The organism is Stenotrophomonas sp. 1L-E-5-B-C3, assembly GCF_057292075.1.
On record NZ_JBXAWS010000007.1, the window covers coordinates 39,815 to 54,879 of the forward strand.

The 15,065-nt window shown below is 67.2% G+C and carries 11 protein-coding genes; 1 reads left to right on the top strand and 10 read right to left on the bottom strand.

The window, feature by feature from the left end:
• Positions 1-76: 76 nt before the first annotated feature.
• The 9 genes from AC0Z6F_RS10885 to AC0Z6F_RS10925 are packed head-to-tail and all read right to left on the bottom strand — an operon-like array spanning position 77 to position 12,434.
• Positions 77-1,885, bottom strand: coding sequence for a hypothetical protein (locus AC0Z6F_RS10885; protein ID WP_485617204.1), 1,809 nt, complete (start codon positions 1,883-1,885; stop codon positions 77-79).
• Positions 1,882-4,056, bottom strand: a complete 2,175-nt coding sequence (locus AC0Z6F_RS10890) for a hypothetical protein (protein WP_485617205.1) — start codon at positions 4,054-4,056, stop codon at positions 1,882-1,884. Before AC0Z6F_RS10890 ends, AC0Z6F_RS10885 begins: the two co-directional genes overlap by 4 nt.
• Positions 4,053-5,174 (bottom strand): BatA domain-containing protein, encoded by a 1,122-nt coding sequence (locus tag AC0Z6F_RS10895; RefSeq protein WP_485617206.1) that lies wholly within the window; start codon positions 5,172-5,174, stop codon positions 4,053-4,055. The genes AC0Z6F_RS10890 and AC0Z6F_RS10895 overlap by 4 nt, the downstream gene beginning before the upstream one ends.
• Positions 5,171-6,067: a DUF58 domain-containing protein gene (locus AC0Z6F_RS10900; protein ID WP_004134015.1), complete on the bottom strand. Its 897-nt coding sequence runs from the start codon at positions 6,065-6,067 to the stop codon at positions 5,171-5,173. The genes AC0Z6F_RS10895 and AC0Z6F_RS10900 overlap by 4 nt, the downstream gene beginning before the upstream one ends.
• A gap of 7 nt (positions 6,068-6,074) precedes the next feature.
• Complete coding sequence (locus AC0Z6F_RS10905; RefSeq protein WP_004134018.1) at positions 6,075-7,058, bottom strand: AAA family ATPase; 984 nt, start codon at positions 7,056-7,058, stop codon at positions 6,075-6,077.
• A gap of 16 nt (positions 7,059-7,074) precedes the next feature.
• Positions 7,075-7,782, bottom strand: coding sequence for a DUF4159 domain-containing protein (locus AC0Z6F_RS10910; RefSeq protein WP_485617207.1), 708 nt, complete (start codon positions 7,780-7,782; stop codon positions 7,075-7,077).
• Positions 7,782-9,116 carry a TldD/PmbA family protein gene (locus AC0Z6F_RS10915; protein WP_004134023.1) on the bottom strand — a complete coding sequence of 445 codons (1,335 nt, stop codon included), beginning with the start codon at positions 9,114-9,116 and terminating at the stop codon, positions 7,782-7,784. The genes AC0Z6F_RS10910 and AC0Z6F_RS10915 overlap by 1 nt, the downstream gene beginning before the upstream one ends.
• 21 nt (positions 9,117-9,137) lie before the next feature.
• Positions 9,138-10,772 carry a TldD/PmbA family protein gene (locus AC0Z6F_RS10920; RefSeq protein ID WP_485617208.1) on the bottom strand — a complete coding sequence of 545 codons (1,635 nt, stop codon included), beginning with the start codon at positions 10,770-10,772 and terminating at the stop codon, positions 9,138-9,140.
• A gap of 30 nt (positions 10,773-10,802) precedes the next feature.
• A complete protein-coding gene (locus tag AC0Z6F_RS10925) occupies positions 10,803-12,434 on the bottom strand; it encodes a TldD/PmbA family protein (protein WP_065724052.1) in 1,632 nt (543 codons plus the stop codon).
• A 693-nt stretch (positions 12,435-13,127) separates the two neighbouring features.
• Here AC0Z6F_RS10925 and AC0Z6F_RS10930 point away from each other — a divergent pair.
• A complete protein-coding gene (locus tag AC0Z6F_RS10930) occupies positions 13,128-13,742 on the top strand; it encodes a DUF938 domain-containing protein (protein WP_485617209.1) in 615 nt (204 codons plus the stop codon).
• Here the strand turns inward: AC0Z6F_RS10930 and AC0Z6F_RS10935 are convergent, their stop codons facing one another.
• Positions 13,743-15,065, bottom strand: a complete 1,323-nt coding sequence (locus AC0Z6F_RS10935; protein ID WP_485617210.1) for a type II toxin-antitoxin system HipA family toxin — start codon at positions 15,063-15,065, stop codon at positions 13,743-13,745.

Consider the following 15,065-nt stretch of genomic DNA (forward strand, 5'->3'; position numbering starts at 1 on the left):
CATGCGTGGATGATGCTTGCGCTCCAATTGGTGGGGTCAGAGCCCTTTCGCGGGCGAAAGGGATCCGACCCCAGAGTCAGCGTCGCCGTTCCAGCCACCACAGCAGCGATGCGCACAACACGAACGCCAGCCACCACGGCCAGCGTAGGCCTGACACGGGTTGCATCACTGACGCGTCTGCCGGCGTGCTGGCAGCCAGTGCACGTGTGGTCGCATCGATCATCGCCTGCCGATGCAGCGTCGGTGCATCGTTCGGATCGAACACATAGCGCCAGACAACGCTGCCGCCATGCTGCAGGCGCTGCCAGCCTGCCTCACGGGGCCACCAGCCGGCGCAGTGCAGCGTCGACGTCGCGCCATCGACGATCAGGGGTACATCGTCGCCACGCTTGTTGAAGACCTGCAGCGGCGCCTGCACACCGCACAGCGATTGTCGTTCGCCTGCCCAGCCGATCGGTTGCGGTGACCACAGCGCATCAGCGCTGCCCTGTGCACGTGCCAGGGTGGCCACCACGCCGCTCCACAGTTCGCCGTGGCGATCGTCGCGCCCGGCCAGTACCCAGCGCCAGCTGTCAGTCAGCGGCAGCAGGCCGATGCGGCCCTTGCCGGCAGCGCGCCAGCCACCGACAGCCTTGCCCGTGCCATCCTGCAGCAGGGCGGTGCTGCCCGGTGCCTGCAGCGCGAGTGCTTCCAGCGCAGGCAGGGGAGCATTGTGCGAGCTGCGGTCAGCCTCTTCGCCGTAGCCGGTCGGCAGCGTACCCGCGGCGAGCGGGCCACGCCGTGCGGCGAGGACCGCGCTGTCGCCGTCGCCGGGAAGTTCGAGGGCGTGGCTGCTGCCATCGCCTTGCACCGGTAGACCAAGATCCTGCAGGCGCTGGCGAGCGCTGGCCGAAGGTGCGCCCGCACTGCGTACCAGCACGCCCAGTCCATCGCGCAGCGCCTGGCGCATGGCGGCCAGCTGGCCTGCACTCAATGCGGCCAGGCTGCGCTCGTCCAGCAGCAGCAGATCGCTGCGCGTGAGCGATGCTGCATCGATCGACACCGCGCCATCACCGACGCTGAGTCCGGCCCCGGTATCCGCCTGCACCTGCACACGGATGCCGGCATCGGCCGCCCAACGCCGCAGGTACTTCAGCTCTGGACCCGGCGCGCTGGCCCGCACCAGCAGGCGCAGCGGTGCGGCCGGCAGGGTCTGCTGCGGCACCGGTACGCTATCCACCACATGGCCGTCGGCATCGAGCAGGCGCAGCTGGAACACGCTGCGGCCCTCGGCGCGGGCGATGCCACTCAGCTGCACGCGGCCGTCTTCGGCAACGTCCGTGCGATCGACCACGCCGTCGGCCGGGTCGAGCAGCTCTGCTTTCGCCTTGGCCGCGCCACGCGCCTGTGCCTGGACTTCAAAACGGGCACCGGGAGCGACATCGGCCGGTGGTTGCAGCGCGATCCAGCCGCGCGGCTCCGGTGTGGCCTGCCAACGTACATCCGGTGGCAGCAGCGCGTCACGGTCACGTGCGGCCAGGCCAGCACCGACCAGCGTCAGCGTGGCGGCCGGATGCTGGCGCAGCGCGGTGGCCAGGTCGGGTACGCGCTGTGCGCCGGGCACATCGGCAGCTTCCGGCAACAGCAACAGCGGGCCTTCGCTGCCCGGGAGTGCGCCGGCCTTGCCGGCATCGGTTCCGAGCACCACCAGCCCGCCTGCAGGTTGCTGGCGGGTGAGCGGCACCAGGCAGAAATACAGCAGCGCGGCGACGATGATCTGCAGTGCGATCACGATCCACCGGCGGCCAGGGTGCGCGGTGTTTCCACGCAGCTGGCGCACGCTGGCGATGACCACGATCAGGGCGAGTGCCAGCGCAATCCACAGGTTCACAGCGGAGGCGTTCATGGCTGCGCCTCCAGCGCATCGAGGTAGCGCTGGCCCATCGCATCGGCGGCACTGCGCCGCATCGCCTGCGGCAGCGGACGCTGCAGCGCCCGCCACAACTGCGCGCGCAGGCGCTGGCGACAGTCGCTGCAGTCGGGCTCGATGCGCAGCTGCTCGATGGCCGCAGCCAGATCGAGTGCATCGGGCAGGTAGGCCGCGTTGCGCTGCTGCCAGGTCGCGAGCGCGTCCAGATCCGGCGCGCCGGTGTCGTCGCCGAGACGCTGCCAGGCTTCAACGATGGCCGGGTCCGGCGGGGTGCGGGCGGCCAGCGGCAGTTCACGACTGGCCAGCCCGGCACGGTCACCGCCGAGGCGGCGGCCTTCATCGATCGGTGGCAGCTCCGGTCCGACACGGGCCAGATAGATGCGCTCGGCCTGCTGCACCTGCTTGATGAAGCCCAATGCCTTGTAGGCGAAGGGCAATGCCTGCTCCGGTCGGCCCTGGCGCAGCTCGCCTTCGGCCGACCACATCTGGTCCAGCGCGGCCTTCAGCGTGGCGCGGGTCTGTGGGTCGAGCAGGGTCGCAGCTTCGGCGTGGTCATGGGTGTGGCCGTATTCGGAGAGCACATCGGTGGCGCTGCCGAACACCGGCGGCGTATCGGCGTTGGCTGGCTTGCCGCCGTGATCGTGGCCATGCGCGTCGTGCGCGCCAGCCTCGGCGTCATGGTCGTGATCGTGATCGTCGTCGTGATCGTGGTCGTCTGCGGCGGGCGTATCGCTGGTGGGCAGGTCGCTGGTCGGCGGTGGCTTCGGCGCACCTTCGCTTTCCTCACCCAGGAACTGGCCGTAGCGCAGGCGCAGGATGCGCTGGTCGACACCGATCGCATCGCTGCGCTTCACGAAGTCCTCGGCGGCAAGAGTGCGGCGCTGTCGGATCAGCGCTTCGGCATCGATGATGATCTGCCGCTGGCTGCGGAAGTAGGCCGGCAGGGTCTTCTTGATGCGGCCTTCCAGCTCTGCACCGAGTGCGACTTCGGTGCTGGGCAGGCGCAGGATCACGCTGCTGCTGCGCCCGGTCTGCGGCGTGGGCGCATGGTTGTCGCGCACTTCCAGCTGGGCGATGACATCGTTGCCGGGCTGTGCGCCCAGCGCAGCAAGATCAAGGGTATGGGCGAAACGCCGCGCGGTGGCTTCGCCGCTGCCGGCAAGCGTGACGCTGCGCTTCACGAAGGTGATGTTCTCACCGCTGCCCTGGGTGGTGGTGATCGACAGCGTTGCCTGCGCCGCGACACCGTAATCGTCGCTGGCCTCGAAGCGCAGCGCCCATTGCCGTTGCCCGGGCGTGCCCAGCACCAGGCTGGCGGCCGGCTCGAGCACGCGCACGCTGGGCGCGCGGTCGGCCACCACATCCAGCCGGTACAGGCGGGTTTCGGCCAGCGCCGGTTCGCTCACCACCCGGTACAGCACCGGCGTGCGCGCCACATCCTGTGCCTGCCACTGTCCATCGCGCTCGCTCAGCGGCAGCCGTCGACCATCGTGGAACTGCAGCCATGCCTTGGCCGGTGCGCGGTCGAAGCGCAACGACCACGACAGCTGGCTGTCGGCGGCGACCTTGGCATCCAGCGTGCTCTGCGTCAGCGTGGCTTGCCCGGTGTAAGCCGGTGCGTCGATGCGCAGGCGACTGGACTGCAGTTGCAGCGGGCCTGCGGACGCCGTGCTGCCGGTCGTGGCGGAATGAACGGCTGCCGGGTCTGGGTTCGAACGCGGCCAGCCGAACGCGAGCAGGGCAACGGCCAAGCCACCGATCCAGCACAGCACCACCGCCAGGTGCGGCCAACGCGGACGCAGCTCCGGCACCGCGCGTTCAAGCGTAGCCAGCACATGCACGCGCTGGCGCTGCTGCAGCGGATTGAGCGTGGCGGCATCGGCGAACAGCAGATCGGCGCTGTCTTCGCTCGTACCGCTGCCATCGAGTTGGCGCTGCAGCCACTGGCGGTCCAGCTGGCGGGCACGTGCAGTGGCGAAGGCCGCGCAGGCGAGCAGGCTGACCGTGGCGACCACACAGGCGATATCGAAACCGGACAGCCGCAGTGCGAGCGCCGTCGCGGCCAGCACCCACGGTAGGCCCAGCAGCAGGGTGATGGCGGCGCGGCGACGACGCGCACGTTGCCAGGCATGCTGCAGCGTCTTCATGCGATCGCCCTGCGCCGCGCGCTGCTGGCCATCCAGCGTTCCAGTGCGAACAGCAGCACGATTGCCAGCAGAAGCCACGCCGTGGGCTCACGCACCGGCGACGCTGCTGCGGGCAGTGCAACCTGGCGCGGCGCCTGGTCCTTTGCATCGCCCACGCGTGGTGACGGCAGCGGCTGCAGGGCCAGCAGCAGGGAACGCGGCAGCTGTGGATCGCGCAGCGCGGTGTTGCTGGCGGCATCCCAATCACCCGGTAGTGACAGCAGGCGGCCAAGGCCGACACGTTGCTGCCACAACAGCGGCACGCCTTCGGCGCTGCGCAGCAGGACCTGGGCTTCCGTGGCGGGCTTGGCGGCGATCAGCACACTGCCGCCGTCGCGCAGCCAGGCCTGCCAGTTCGCCGGCAGTGCGTCGTTGCGGCTCCATACGCCGACCTCGCCGCGTTCGGGCAGGGCATCCGCCACCAGAGGAGCGAGCGGCGCCTGCACGCCCCATGCGCGCTGCAGTGCATTCAACCAGTGCTGGGCAGCGGCCGAAGCATCGCTGTGCACGCGCAGGCGCGGCGACGTTGCGGCACGCGGTTGCGCAGTGACCGGCATCGGCTGCGTGTGCCATTGCACCTCACGCGACAGCTGCAGGCGGGCGCCATCCAGGCCGGGCAGGGGATCGGGAACGTGCACGGTCAATGCGGTGCCAACGGGCAGCTGCGCGTCCAGTTCGCGCAGCAGGCTGGGCAGGGAGTCCGTGGACGCAGGTGGCACTTGATCAATGGCCGGGAAGCCCGGCGCCAGCCAATGCCAGTTGCCCGCTTCGGCGGTGCCGCGCAGAGCGGTCGCGTCCAGCCCTGGAGCAACGACCGTCCACGCAGTGGGGGCTGGTGCAGGCCCGGTCAACGCAGGCCGTGCCAGCAGCAAAGCCAGCGCGGCAAGCAACAGCAGGCGCACCAGCAGCAATGGCCAGTCATCGAAGCGGATGCGCTGGCGTGGCCGGATCTGTGCGCGCAGCCAGCGCAGCGCGGCGAAATCCAGCGGTGTGTACGGATGGCGGCGGGCGAGGTGGATCAGCAGCGGCAGCAGCCCTGCGGCGAGCGCGGCCAGACCCAATGGGAACAGCAGGGTCATGCACCGCCCCCACGGCCAAACAGCGCCTGCAGTGGTTGGTCCAGGGGCTGGTCGAGCCAGCCGGTGGCGCTGGCGATGCCGCTGGCCTGCAGGCGCGACTGCAATGCGTTTCGTGCGTCAGCGAAGTGCTGCAGGTAGTCGCTGCGGATCGCCGCGCCATCGCCCAGCAGTTCCTCGCCGGTCTCCGGGTCGCGGAAGCGGTGGCCGGCGTCGAATGGGAAGTCGCGCTCGTCGGCAGTCAGGATCTGCAGCAGGGCCACTTCACGGCGCGCGCTGGCCAGTTGTTCCAGCAGCACGATGCCGGCTTCATCAAAGCCATCGCCAATGGCCAGCAGCATGTCGCCGGGGCGTACGCGTTCCCACAGCGGGCGTAGTCGATCCGCCGATGGCCAGCCGCCGCGCGCCTGCAGCGCATGAAGTTGAAGGTGCACGCGGTCACGTTGGCGTGCGTCGCTCGCTGCGGGCACCAGCTGCAGCCCATCGCCATTGATCGCCAGCAGGCCGAAACGGTCGCCTTGCTGCAGGGCCAGCTCGACCAGGCAGGCGGCAACGCCGCGCATATGATCCAGGCGCGTGCGTTCCGGCGCGGCGCGATCTGCCTGGCCGGCCGAGGCGGTGGCATCGAGCAGCAGCCAGACCGTGATCGGGCTTTCGCGTTCGGATTCGCGCACGAAGAAGCGGTCCGAGCGTGCATACAGCTTCCAGTCGATCTGGCGCAGTTCGTCACCCGGCTCGTAGGCCCGGTACTGGGCGAACTCCAGGCCGGCACCACGGCTGCGGCTGGCGTGCTGGCCAATGCCGCTCGCACCGCTGGCCAGGCGCGGCCGCAACCGCAGCAGGCGCAGGCGCGCGCGCAGTTCGGGTGGCAGGGTCAACGACGTACCAGCGTTCACGCGTGGCTCAACCCGGGAACGGCACGGCCTGCAGCAGGGCGGCGACCACGTCGTCGGCACGCTTCTGCTCGGCCTCGGCGGCGAACGACAACAGCAGGCGATGACGCATCACCGGCGCGGCCAAGGCCTGCACATCCTCACGGGTGGCGGCGAAGCGGCCCTGCAGCAATGCGCGTGCTTTCGCCGCCAGCACCAGCGATTGCCCGGCGCGTGGGCCAGCGCCCCATTTCACCCATTGGTTGATTGCCGCCGGTGCGCCTTCGCCGGGACGGCTGGCGCGCACCAGGCGGGTGATCCAGGCCAGCACATCGGGGCTGACATGCACCTGGCGCACCGCGGCCTGCAGGGCAATCACCGCTTCGGCATCCATCACCTTCGGCACCGCGTCGGTGGCACCGCCGGTGGTCTGTTCCAGGATCTGCCGCTCTTCGTCCTCGCTCGGGTAATCCACCAGCACGTGCAGCAGGAAACGATCCAGCTGTGCTTCCGGCAGCGGGTAGGTGCCGGCCTGCTCGATCGGGTTCTGCGTGGCCAGCACGAAGAACGGTGCAGGCAGTGCATACGTGGTGCCTGCGTAGCTGACGGTACGCTCCTGCATCGCTTCCAGCAGCGCGGCCTGGGTCTTGGGCGGGGTACGGTTGAGTTCGTCGGCCAGCAGCAGGTTGGTGAAGATCGGGCCCTGCTGGAAGCGGAAATGGCGATGGCCGGTGCCGTGATCTTCCTCCAGCAACTCGGTACCGAGGATGTCGCTGGGCATCAGGTCGGGGGTGAACTGCACGCGCCGGAACTGCAGCTCCAGCGCCTGCCCGAGCGAGCGCACCAGCAGGGTCTTGCCCAGCCCCGGGGCGCCTTCCAGCAGGCAGTGGCCGCCGGCCAGCAGGCCGATCAGCAGCTGTTCGACCACGGTGTTCTGGCCCACCACCGCGCGTGCGAGCGCAGCGCGCAGATCGTGCAGGCGCGGCAGCAGGGAGTCGAGGTCAGCGGTGGTCATGGGCGTGCAGGTCCTATCAATTGTTCAACGCGTACATCACGATGTTGACGCCGAAGCGGGTGTTGTCTTCGGCCAGGAAGCGCTTGTTGCGCCAGTCGTAGTCCCACTCGCAGCCGTAGTCCTTGTTGCTGTAGAGCAGGCCCAGGCGGCCGTCGACCTCGATGCCTTTCAGGTAGTCGTGTACCAGGTCATCGCCCCAGCCATTGAGCTCGAAACTGGTGGCCGGTGGCCCGTCGGGGAAGCGGAAGAAGCTGCGGTACAGCGCGTGGCTGTTGGGCAGCTTCTGCAATGCTTTCGGTCCAAACAGGCGACCCATCTGCGCCTCGAACGAGGTGGCGAACAGGCCGTCGATATCATGGTTGCAGTCGTCGACGAAGACGAAGCCGCCGTTGCGCACATAGCGCACGAAGTTCTGCCGCTCGGCGGCATTGAACTCCACCAGTGTGTGCCCGGCGAGGTAGCAGAACGGCGCTTCCAGCATGCGCGGATCGGCCAGCGCCACCACGTGTTCCTGCGGATCCACGCGCAGCGAGGTGTAGTCGATCAGCGAGGTGATCAGGTTGGACGGCATGCGCGCGTCCACGTCCCAGTCGCCGGAGTCGTACTGCAGGCGGGTGAACCAGAAGTCGTAGCGCGAACTGCGCGGGCCTGCCTGCGCGAAAGCCGGCAGCACCGCCGCCGAAGCGGCAGCGGCCAACCAGCACAGGCAGGCCCGGCGATCCATCAGACCGCGTCGGACAGCGAGGTGAAGGTGAAATCGCGCAGCTTCATCGGCGGGATCATCATCACGTAGCTGGATTCATCGCCGGCCACGCGCACCGGCTTGCCCAGCTCTTCGATGTTGTTGAGCATGATCACCGGCGATTCGTTGAAGCGGAAGTTCTTCACCGGGTGCTTGATCTGGCCGTTCTCGATGTAGAAGGTGCCGTCGCGGGTCAGGCCGGTCAGCAGCACGGTCTGCGGATCAACCATGCGGATGTACCAGGTACGGGTGACCAGGATGCCCTTCTGGGTGCCGCGCACCAGCTCGGCGGTGCTCTTGTCGCCGCCGCTCATCAGCAGGTTGCCCGGCGAGGCCTTGGCGGTCTTGCCCTGCTTCTGGGCCCAGAAGCGCGAGTAGTCCAGGTTGGCGATCTTGCCGTTTTCGATGATGGCGATGCGCTCGCGTGGCATGCCCTCGTTGTCCCACGGCAGCACCGGTGCGTCCGGGTGCCACGGGTCGGCGAACATGGTCACGCGCGGGTCGTAGACCTGCTCGCCCAGCTTGTTGCCGCCGCCCTTCTTCGACAGGAAGCTGCGGCCTTCATCGGCCGAGCGTGCGCTGAAGAAGTTCATCATGAAGCTGATCAGGCCCGCGGCTGCGGCCGGTTCCAGGATCACCGTGTACTTGCCGGGCTCGAGCGCCTTGGCTTCGGCCGACTCGGTGGCCTTGCGCATGGCGATGCGGATGTCCTGGTCGGCCTTGAAGTCCGCTGCGTCCTTCAGGTTGCGGCCGACCCAGCCCGAACCGCGGCCGTCTTCGGTACGCACGGTGCAGGTGTAGTCGAAGTTGGTGGTGCGCTGGTAGGCGAAGTTGCCGTTGCTGTTGGCGGTGGCCTGGAAGCCCTGGCCGTCTTCGAGGAAGCCGGCGGCGATCAGGCCGTGGCCACGGCACGGGGCGATCGAATCGGCGGCGACCTTGGCGCGGAAGGCCGGATCGATCGCTGCAGTGGATTCGCTGAAGGTCGGGCTGGCGCGATAGCTCTGCTTGCCGATGGCCGGCATGAACTCCGGGTTCTCCGGCGCCAGGCGCGCCAAGTCTTCGGCGCGGCGTACCACGCGTTCCAGCGCGGCATCGTCGAACTCGTTGATCGAGGCGGTGCCGACGCGCTTGCCGAAGGCGACGGTCACCGCCAGTTCGGTGTTGTCGACGATGCCGCTGGTGGAGACATTGTTCAGCGCGAAACGGATGTTGCCGTTGATCGCACCGGCCAGTACGGCGGTGCACTCATCGGCCTTGGACAGGGCGATGACCTTGTCGAGGATGGCCTTGGCCTGGGCTTCGGTGAAGATACTCATGGTGTAAGGGCTCCTGACCGATCAGCCGAGGCTGCGTGCGGTGTTGATGACATTGATGCCGTTGAAGCGTGCGGTCGACGAACCGTGCGAGACCGCCGAGACCTGGCCCGGCTGGCCCTTGCCGTCGAAGAACGAACCGCCCAGGCGGTAGTCGCGCTCGTCGGCCACGGCGGTGCAGGCGTTCCAGAACTCCGGTGTGCGGATCTGGTAGGCCACGTCTTCCAGCATGCGGGTGATCTGGCCGTTCTTGATCTCGTATAACAGCTGGCCACCGAACTGCGCGTTGTAGCGCTGCTGGTCGATCGAGAACGAGCCGTCACCGATGATGTAGATGCCGTTCTCCACGTCCTTGATCAGGTCGGGCACGCTCAGCGGCTTCTTGCCCGGCGCCATCGACACGTTGGCCATGCGCTGGAACTGCACGCTGGACCACGAGTCGGCATAGCAGCAGCCATCGGACTCGGTCTTGCCGAGGATGTGGGCCTGGTCGCGGATGGTCTGGTAGTCCACCAGCTTGCCGTTGCTGATCAGGTCCCAGCGCTTGCACTTCACGCCTTCGTCGTCGTACGCCACCGCACCGAGGCTGCCCTGCTGGGTCTTGTCGGCGAAGATGTTGACCAGCTCGCTGCCGTACTGGAAATGCTGTTCGCGCTTGTCCAGGGTGGCGAAGCTGGTGCCGGCGTAGTTGGCTTCGTAACCGAGCACGCGGTCCAGTTCCAGCGGGTGGCCGATCGATTCGTGGATGGTCAGCCAGGTGTGCGACGGGTCGAGCACCAGATCGTACTTGCCCGGCTTCACCGACGGTGCCTTCAGCTTCTCCTGCGCCTGCTTGGCGGCCGCGATGGCGTCTTCCTTCATGTCGTAGGAGGAGCTGTAGTTGACCACGCCATTGGGGCTGACCACCTTGCCGGCGGCGGCACCGTCCAGGTACTCGTAGCCCAGGCCCATCGGCGAGGACAGGCCCGAACGGGTGCGGAACTTGCCGCTGGTCTTGTCGATGGCGGTGACCGTCATCGGCGCCCAGATGCGGTGTACGTCCTGGTCGATGTAGGAGCCATCGGTGGAGGCGAAGTATTTCTGTTCGTTGACCAGGAACAGCATCGAATTGACGAAGCTGGCACCAGCGCCCATCGCCGCAGCGTTGACGTCCAGCAGCAGGCCGACCTTGTCCTTGATCGGCACTTCCATCGCATTCTTGTGGATCGGCGTGCGCCAGCTCACCTCACCGACGCCCGGCGCCTTGGCCAGCTGTACCGGAGCAGTCTGCACGCCGGCATTGGCCTTGGCGATCGCCGCGGCCTGCTGCGCGGCCCTGGCCACGTCGGCGGTGCCCAGCGCATTGGTGGCGGCGAAGCCCCAGGCCCCGTTGACGATCACGCGGATGCCCACACCGGTGGACTCGGTGTTCACTACGTTCTGCACCTTGTCCTCGCGGGTGATCACGAACTGCCGCAGGTAGCGGCCGATGCGCACGTCGCAGTAGGTGGCGCCGGCGCTGCGCGCAGCCTGCAGTGCGGCGTCGGCCAGGCGCTTCTTCAACGCCGGGTCGAGGCTGGACTGCAGCTGTTCGGCGGCGATCACCTTGCCGAAGAAGGAGGGCACGATCAGCCCGCCCGCGGTAAGCCCGGTCAGGGCCAGGAAGTCACGTCTTTGCAAGGCTGCTCTCCATGTCGAACGATGGGTGGCTCAAGCGCCGAGACTGCGCGCGGTGTTGATGATGTTGATGCCGTTGAAGCGGGTGGTGGACGAACCGTGCGAGACCGCCGAGACCTGGCCGGGCTGGCCCTTGCCGTCGAAGAACGAACCGCCGAGGCGGAAATCGCGCTCGTCGCAGATCGCGGCGCAGGCATTCCAGAATTCCGGCGTACGGATCTGGTAGGCCGCATCCTCGACCATGCCGGTGATCTTTCCGTCCTTGATCTGGTAGTACAGCTGGCCGCCGAACTGCGCGTTGTAGCGCTGCTGATCGATCGAGTACGAACCGCGGCCGTGGATGTAGATGCCGTTCTCCACGTCCTTGATCATGTCCTCGACGCTGAGCGGCTTCCTGCCCGGCGCCAGCGAGACATTGGCCATGCGCTGGAACTGCACGCTGGACCAGGAGTCGGCATAGCTGCAGCCGTGCGAGGCATTGCGGCCGAGGATATGGGCCTCATCGCGCGTGGCCTGGTAGTCGACCAGGATGCCGTCGCGCACCAGATCCCAGCGCTGGGTCTTCACGCCTTCGTCGTCGTAGCCGACCGCGCCAAGGCTGCCCGGCTGGGTCTTGTCGGCGAAGAAGGAGACGATGTCACTGCCCCAGCGGAAGCCTGCATCGCGCTTGTCCAGCGTGGCGAAGCTGGTGCCGGCGTAGTTGGCTTCGTAGCCGAGCACGCGGTCAAGCTCCAGCGGGTGGCCGACGTTCTCGTGGATGGTCAGGAACAGGTTGGACGGGTCCAGCACCAGGTCGTACTTGCCGGGCTTCACCGACGGCGCCTTCAGTTTCTCGCGTGCGTGGCGGGCGGCTGCAATGGCGTCCTCGACCGGGTCGTAGGAATCGCGATAGGCGGTGATGCCACCGGGCAGCTGCACCTTGCCGCGCGCGTCGCCATCGAGGAACTCGTAGCCCATGCCCATCGGCGAGGACAGCCCGGCACGGGTGCGGAACTTGCCGCTGGCCTTGTCGATGGCGGTGGCGGTGAACGGCAGCCAGATGCGGTGGATGTCCTGGTCGATGAACGAGCCATCGCTGGAAGCGAAGTACTTCTGTTCGTTGACCAGGAACAACGTGGAATTGATGTAGTCGGCGCCCGCATTCAGCGCGGCGGCGTTGAGCGCCAGCAGCAGCTCGACCTTGTCCTGGATCGGTACTTCCATGGCATTGCGGCGGATCGGCGTCTGCCAGCGCACGTCACCCACCGACGGCGTTGGTGCCAGTTGCACCGGCCGGGTCTGGATGCTGGCATTGGCACGGGCGATGGCCGTGGCCTGCTCGACCGCAGCGCGTACGGCGGCCTCGGTCTGCTGATGGGTAGCGGCAAAGCCCCAGGCACCGTTGACGATCACCCGCACGCCCACGCCGGACGATTCGCGGTTGGTCACGTTGCCGACCTGGTGCTCGCGGGTGATGACCGACTGGTTGAGGTAGCGGCCGATGCGGACGTCGCAATAGCTGGCCTTGGCCGCGCGCGCGGCTGCGAGGGCGACCTCGGCCAGGCGCCTGCGCAGCGCGGTGTCGACCGGGGCGAGCAGCTGCTCGGCGGCAATGGCACGGGAATGCGGCAGCAGCAGGCCCGCCAGGCCCAGACCGGAAAAAGCCAGGAACTCACGTCGTTGCACAGCGTTTCTCTCTCTCGCTTGCGTGCAGCCGGCAACAGGCCGAGCCGATCACGTCAACTCCTCGACTTTCGCCAGCGCGGCGCCTCCGGGCAAGTGACTGCAGTCATGGTTGGGGAGGGTTTCGGCAGGGCTGCGCCCTGCACCCGCAGAGGCTTCAAGCCAAGGCAACGTCAAGGTCAACGTCAAAAGCTGGCCATCCGTGGGTTGGCGGGGTGGGTCCGGTTGCGGGGGACGCCGTAAATCCGTCCATGGAGGCTCGGTCGCGCCATCCATGGCGCTCACGCCCCCGCAACCGGGCCCCCCCCGCCTTCGACGTTTTCCTGCGAGCTGTTGGAACCTGCAGCTGTTGGTGGGTGCCGACCGTTGGTCGGCACGCGGTCGGATCACGTCTTAAAAATTGATATCTGACAGATGTGTCGACCAACGGTCGACACCTACCAACAGCACACGAAATCTGTCAGAGGCGGGGCGGTGTGGGTGGGCAGGACCGTTGGCGCCATGGATGGCGCCATCGAGCCCCCATGGATGGGTTTACGGCGTGTCCTGACCACCCACACCGCCCCGCCATCCCACGGAATGCCCGCTTCTGACGTTGACGTTGTCCTGGCCTGAAGCAGGTGCAGGGCTGCAAGCCCTGCCGAGCAACACCCCCTCGTGCACAATGGGGCCGACCCCGCCTGGACACCGTCCCTGATGTCGAGCAAGCCGTATTCAGAAGCCTGCGAGCGCAACCGCGAACCCATCGCCACCGCACTCGACCCGTGGATGGGCGACCGTCATCGGGTGCTGGAGATCGGCAGTGGCACCGGCCAGCACGCGGCCTTCTTCGCCGAACGCTGGCCGTGGCTGCGCTGGCAGCCCAGCGATCATCCGGACCATCTGCCCGGCATCGAGGCCTGGCGTGCGGAGGCGGCGCTGCTGAACCTGTTGCCGCCGGTGGCACTGCAGGTGGAACTGCCGCCTGCGCCCGGCCTGAGCCTGCCGCAGGGCAGCACATTCGATGCCGCATTCAGCGCCAACACGTTGCACATCATGAGCTGGGAGCACGTGCAGGCGCTGTTCGCCGCGCTGCCGTCGGTGCTGCGGCATGGTGCGCTGCTGGCGGTGTACGGCCCGTTCAACTACGGCGGTCGCTACACCAGCGACAGCAACGCGCAGTTCGATGCCTGGCTGAAGGCGCGTGATCCACGCAGCGGCATCCGCGATGTGGAAGCGGTGCAGGCGCTGGCGGCGGACAACGGCTTCACCCGCCTGGGTGATGTGGCGATGCCGGCCCACAACCGGTTGCTGCTGTGGCGGCTGGGGTGATCAGGCGTCCGGCGACATGCTGGAAAGGCGTGCCGCTGCAGCGCGCAGCCCGTTGAAAATGGGTTCGGACACGTTTACGGGGAAATCACTTGGGAGCTGACGCGTGACCTGCTCGATGGCGGGTTCGACGGCTGCGATCAGCGCTTCGATCCACGGCTCTGCACCATCAGCGACACCACAGGCGCGTGCGGTTTCGTTCCAGTGGCGTCGTCGCACAAGGTGCAGCTTCCGGTGGTGGTTCTTGCCCTGGACGGACATGGCGAGCTGTGCATTCCGCGGGTCGAGCTGGTTTGGCCCCCTGCCCAGGATGGGATGCACCGACAATACGTCGTAGACGGGCGTCAGGCGGAAGCGTCCATCGGCTTCGAGGTAGACACTGAAGTTCTTGGCATGTCCATCGGTTGCAGCCAACATCCAGAAAAGAATCTGCGTCTTGAAGAAGGTCTCGCGATCCTTGAAATGCTCGGATTGTCGAAGCAGATCCATGATGGTCACGATGCCTGGGCCGCCATCGGATTCATACTTCCTGGCGGCGGGCAGACCGAAGACCTGGCACATGTCTTCCTGCGGCAGCCGCAGCCACCACCGGCGATCCGCAGAAAGGCGGCGGTCGAATCGCTCCACAATGAGCGCGCGTTCGTCCTTGAAGCGTCCCATCTGCGTATTCGCAACGGGGATTCCAAAGGCGGAAAGCAGCTGCATGCACAGCCATTCGTTCTCGACGGATTGGTGCATGTCCGCCCGCATGTTGCCCACAATGCCAAGCGGCAGCTTGAAGATATGGGTGGATGGGGTACTGCCGGTAGGAATGCACCACTGGCCAGCATGCAGCAGAAGTCCCGTCTTCTCCTGCGCACCGGCGATGGATATGCGGAACGCATCATCACTGGTGGGTGCGCCAGGCAGGTTCCCTGCCGTCACCTGACGCAGGATCGCAGCGACGCCTGATTCGTCCAACGCTTCGCACGTAATCTGCTGGATGTCCCCCGGTGTATGCGAAAGCGGCAGCAGTTGCGCTGCGCCGACGCAATCCCGGCCAATGGCTTCGAGAAGATCGAATGTGTCGCTGCTGCGCGTGGAGAACCTGTCGCGGATCCGGTTGCGGATGACACCGTTGTCGGGAAGAAGGTTGTCGAAGTAGTTGTTGACGACATTGCCCCGATGGCTCTCGCCCTCCGGGAGCAGGGGCAGTGAGAGTGACAACGGCCGGGACTGGGCGGAGCTGATCCACGAGTCGACGTACGAAAGCCGGGAAGAGCCGCTCCGGACATCATCCCAGAGCGCGACCTCGACACCATTCATCCAGACCCGCAGCGTACCCAT

Coding starts and splice junctions, on each gene's coding strand:
- AC0Z6F_RS10885 (WP_485617204.1), bottom strand. CDS start 1,885: ATGAACGCCTCCGCTGTGAACCTGTGGATTGCGCTGGCACTCGCCCTG.
- AC0Z6F_RS10890 (WP_485617205.1), bottom strand. CDS start 4,056: ATGAAGACGCTGCAGCATGCCTGGCAACGTGCGCGTCGTCGCCGCGCC.
- AC0Z6F_RS10895 (WP_485617206.1), bottom strand. CDS start 5,174: ATGACCCTGCTGTTCCCATTGGGTCTGGCCGCGCTCGCCGCAGGGCTG.
- AC0Z6F_RS10905 (WP_004134018.1), bottom strand. CDS start 7,058: ATGACCACCGCTGACCTCGACTCCCTGCTGCCGCGCCTGCACGATCTG.
- AC0Z6F_RS10910 (WP_485617207.1), bottom strand. CDS start 7,782: ATGGATCGCCGGGCCTGCCTGTGCTGGTTGGCCGCTGCCGCTTCGGCG.
- AC0Z6F_RS10915 (WP_004134023.1), bottom strand. CDS start 9,116: ATGAGTATCTTCACCGAAGCCCAGGCCAAGGCCATCCTCGACAAGGTC.
- AC0Z6F_RS10930 (WP_485617209.1), top strand. CDS start 13,128: ATGTCGAGCAAGCCGTATTCAGAAGCCTGCGAGCGCAACCGCGAACCC.
- AC0Z6F_RS10935 (WP_485617210.1), bottom strand. CDS start 15,065: ATGGGTACGCTGCGGGTCTGGATGAATGGTGTCGAGGTCGCGCTCTGG.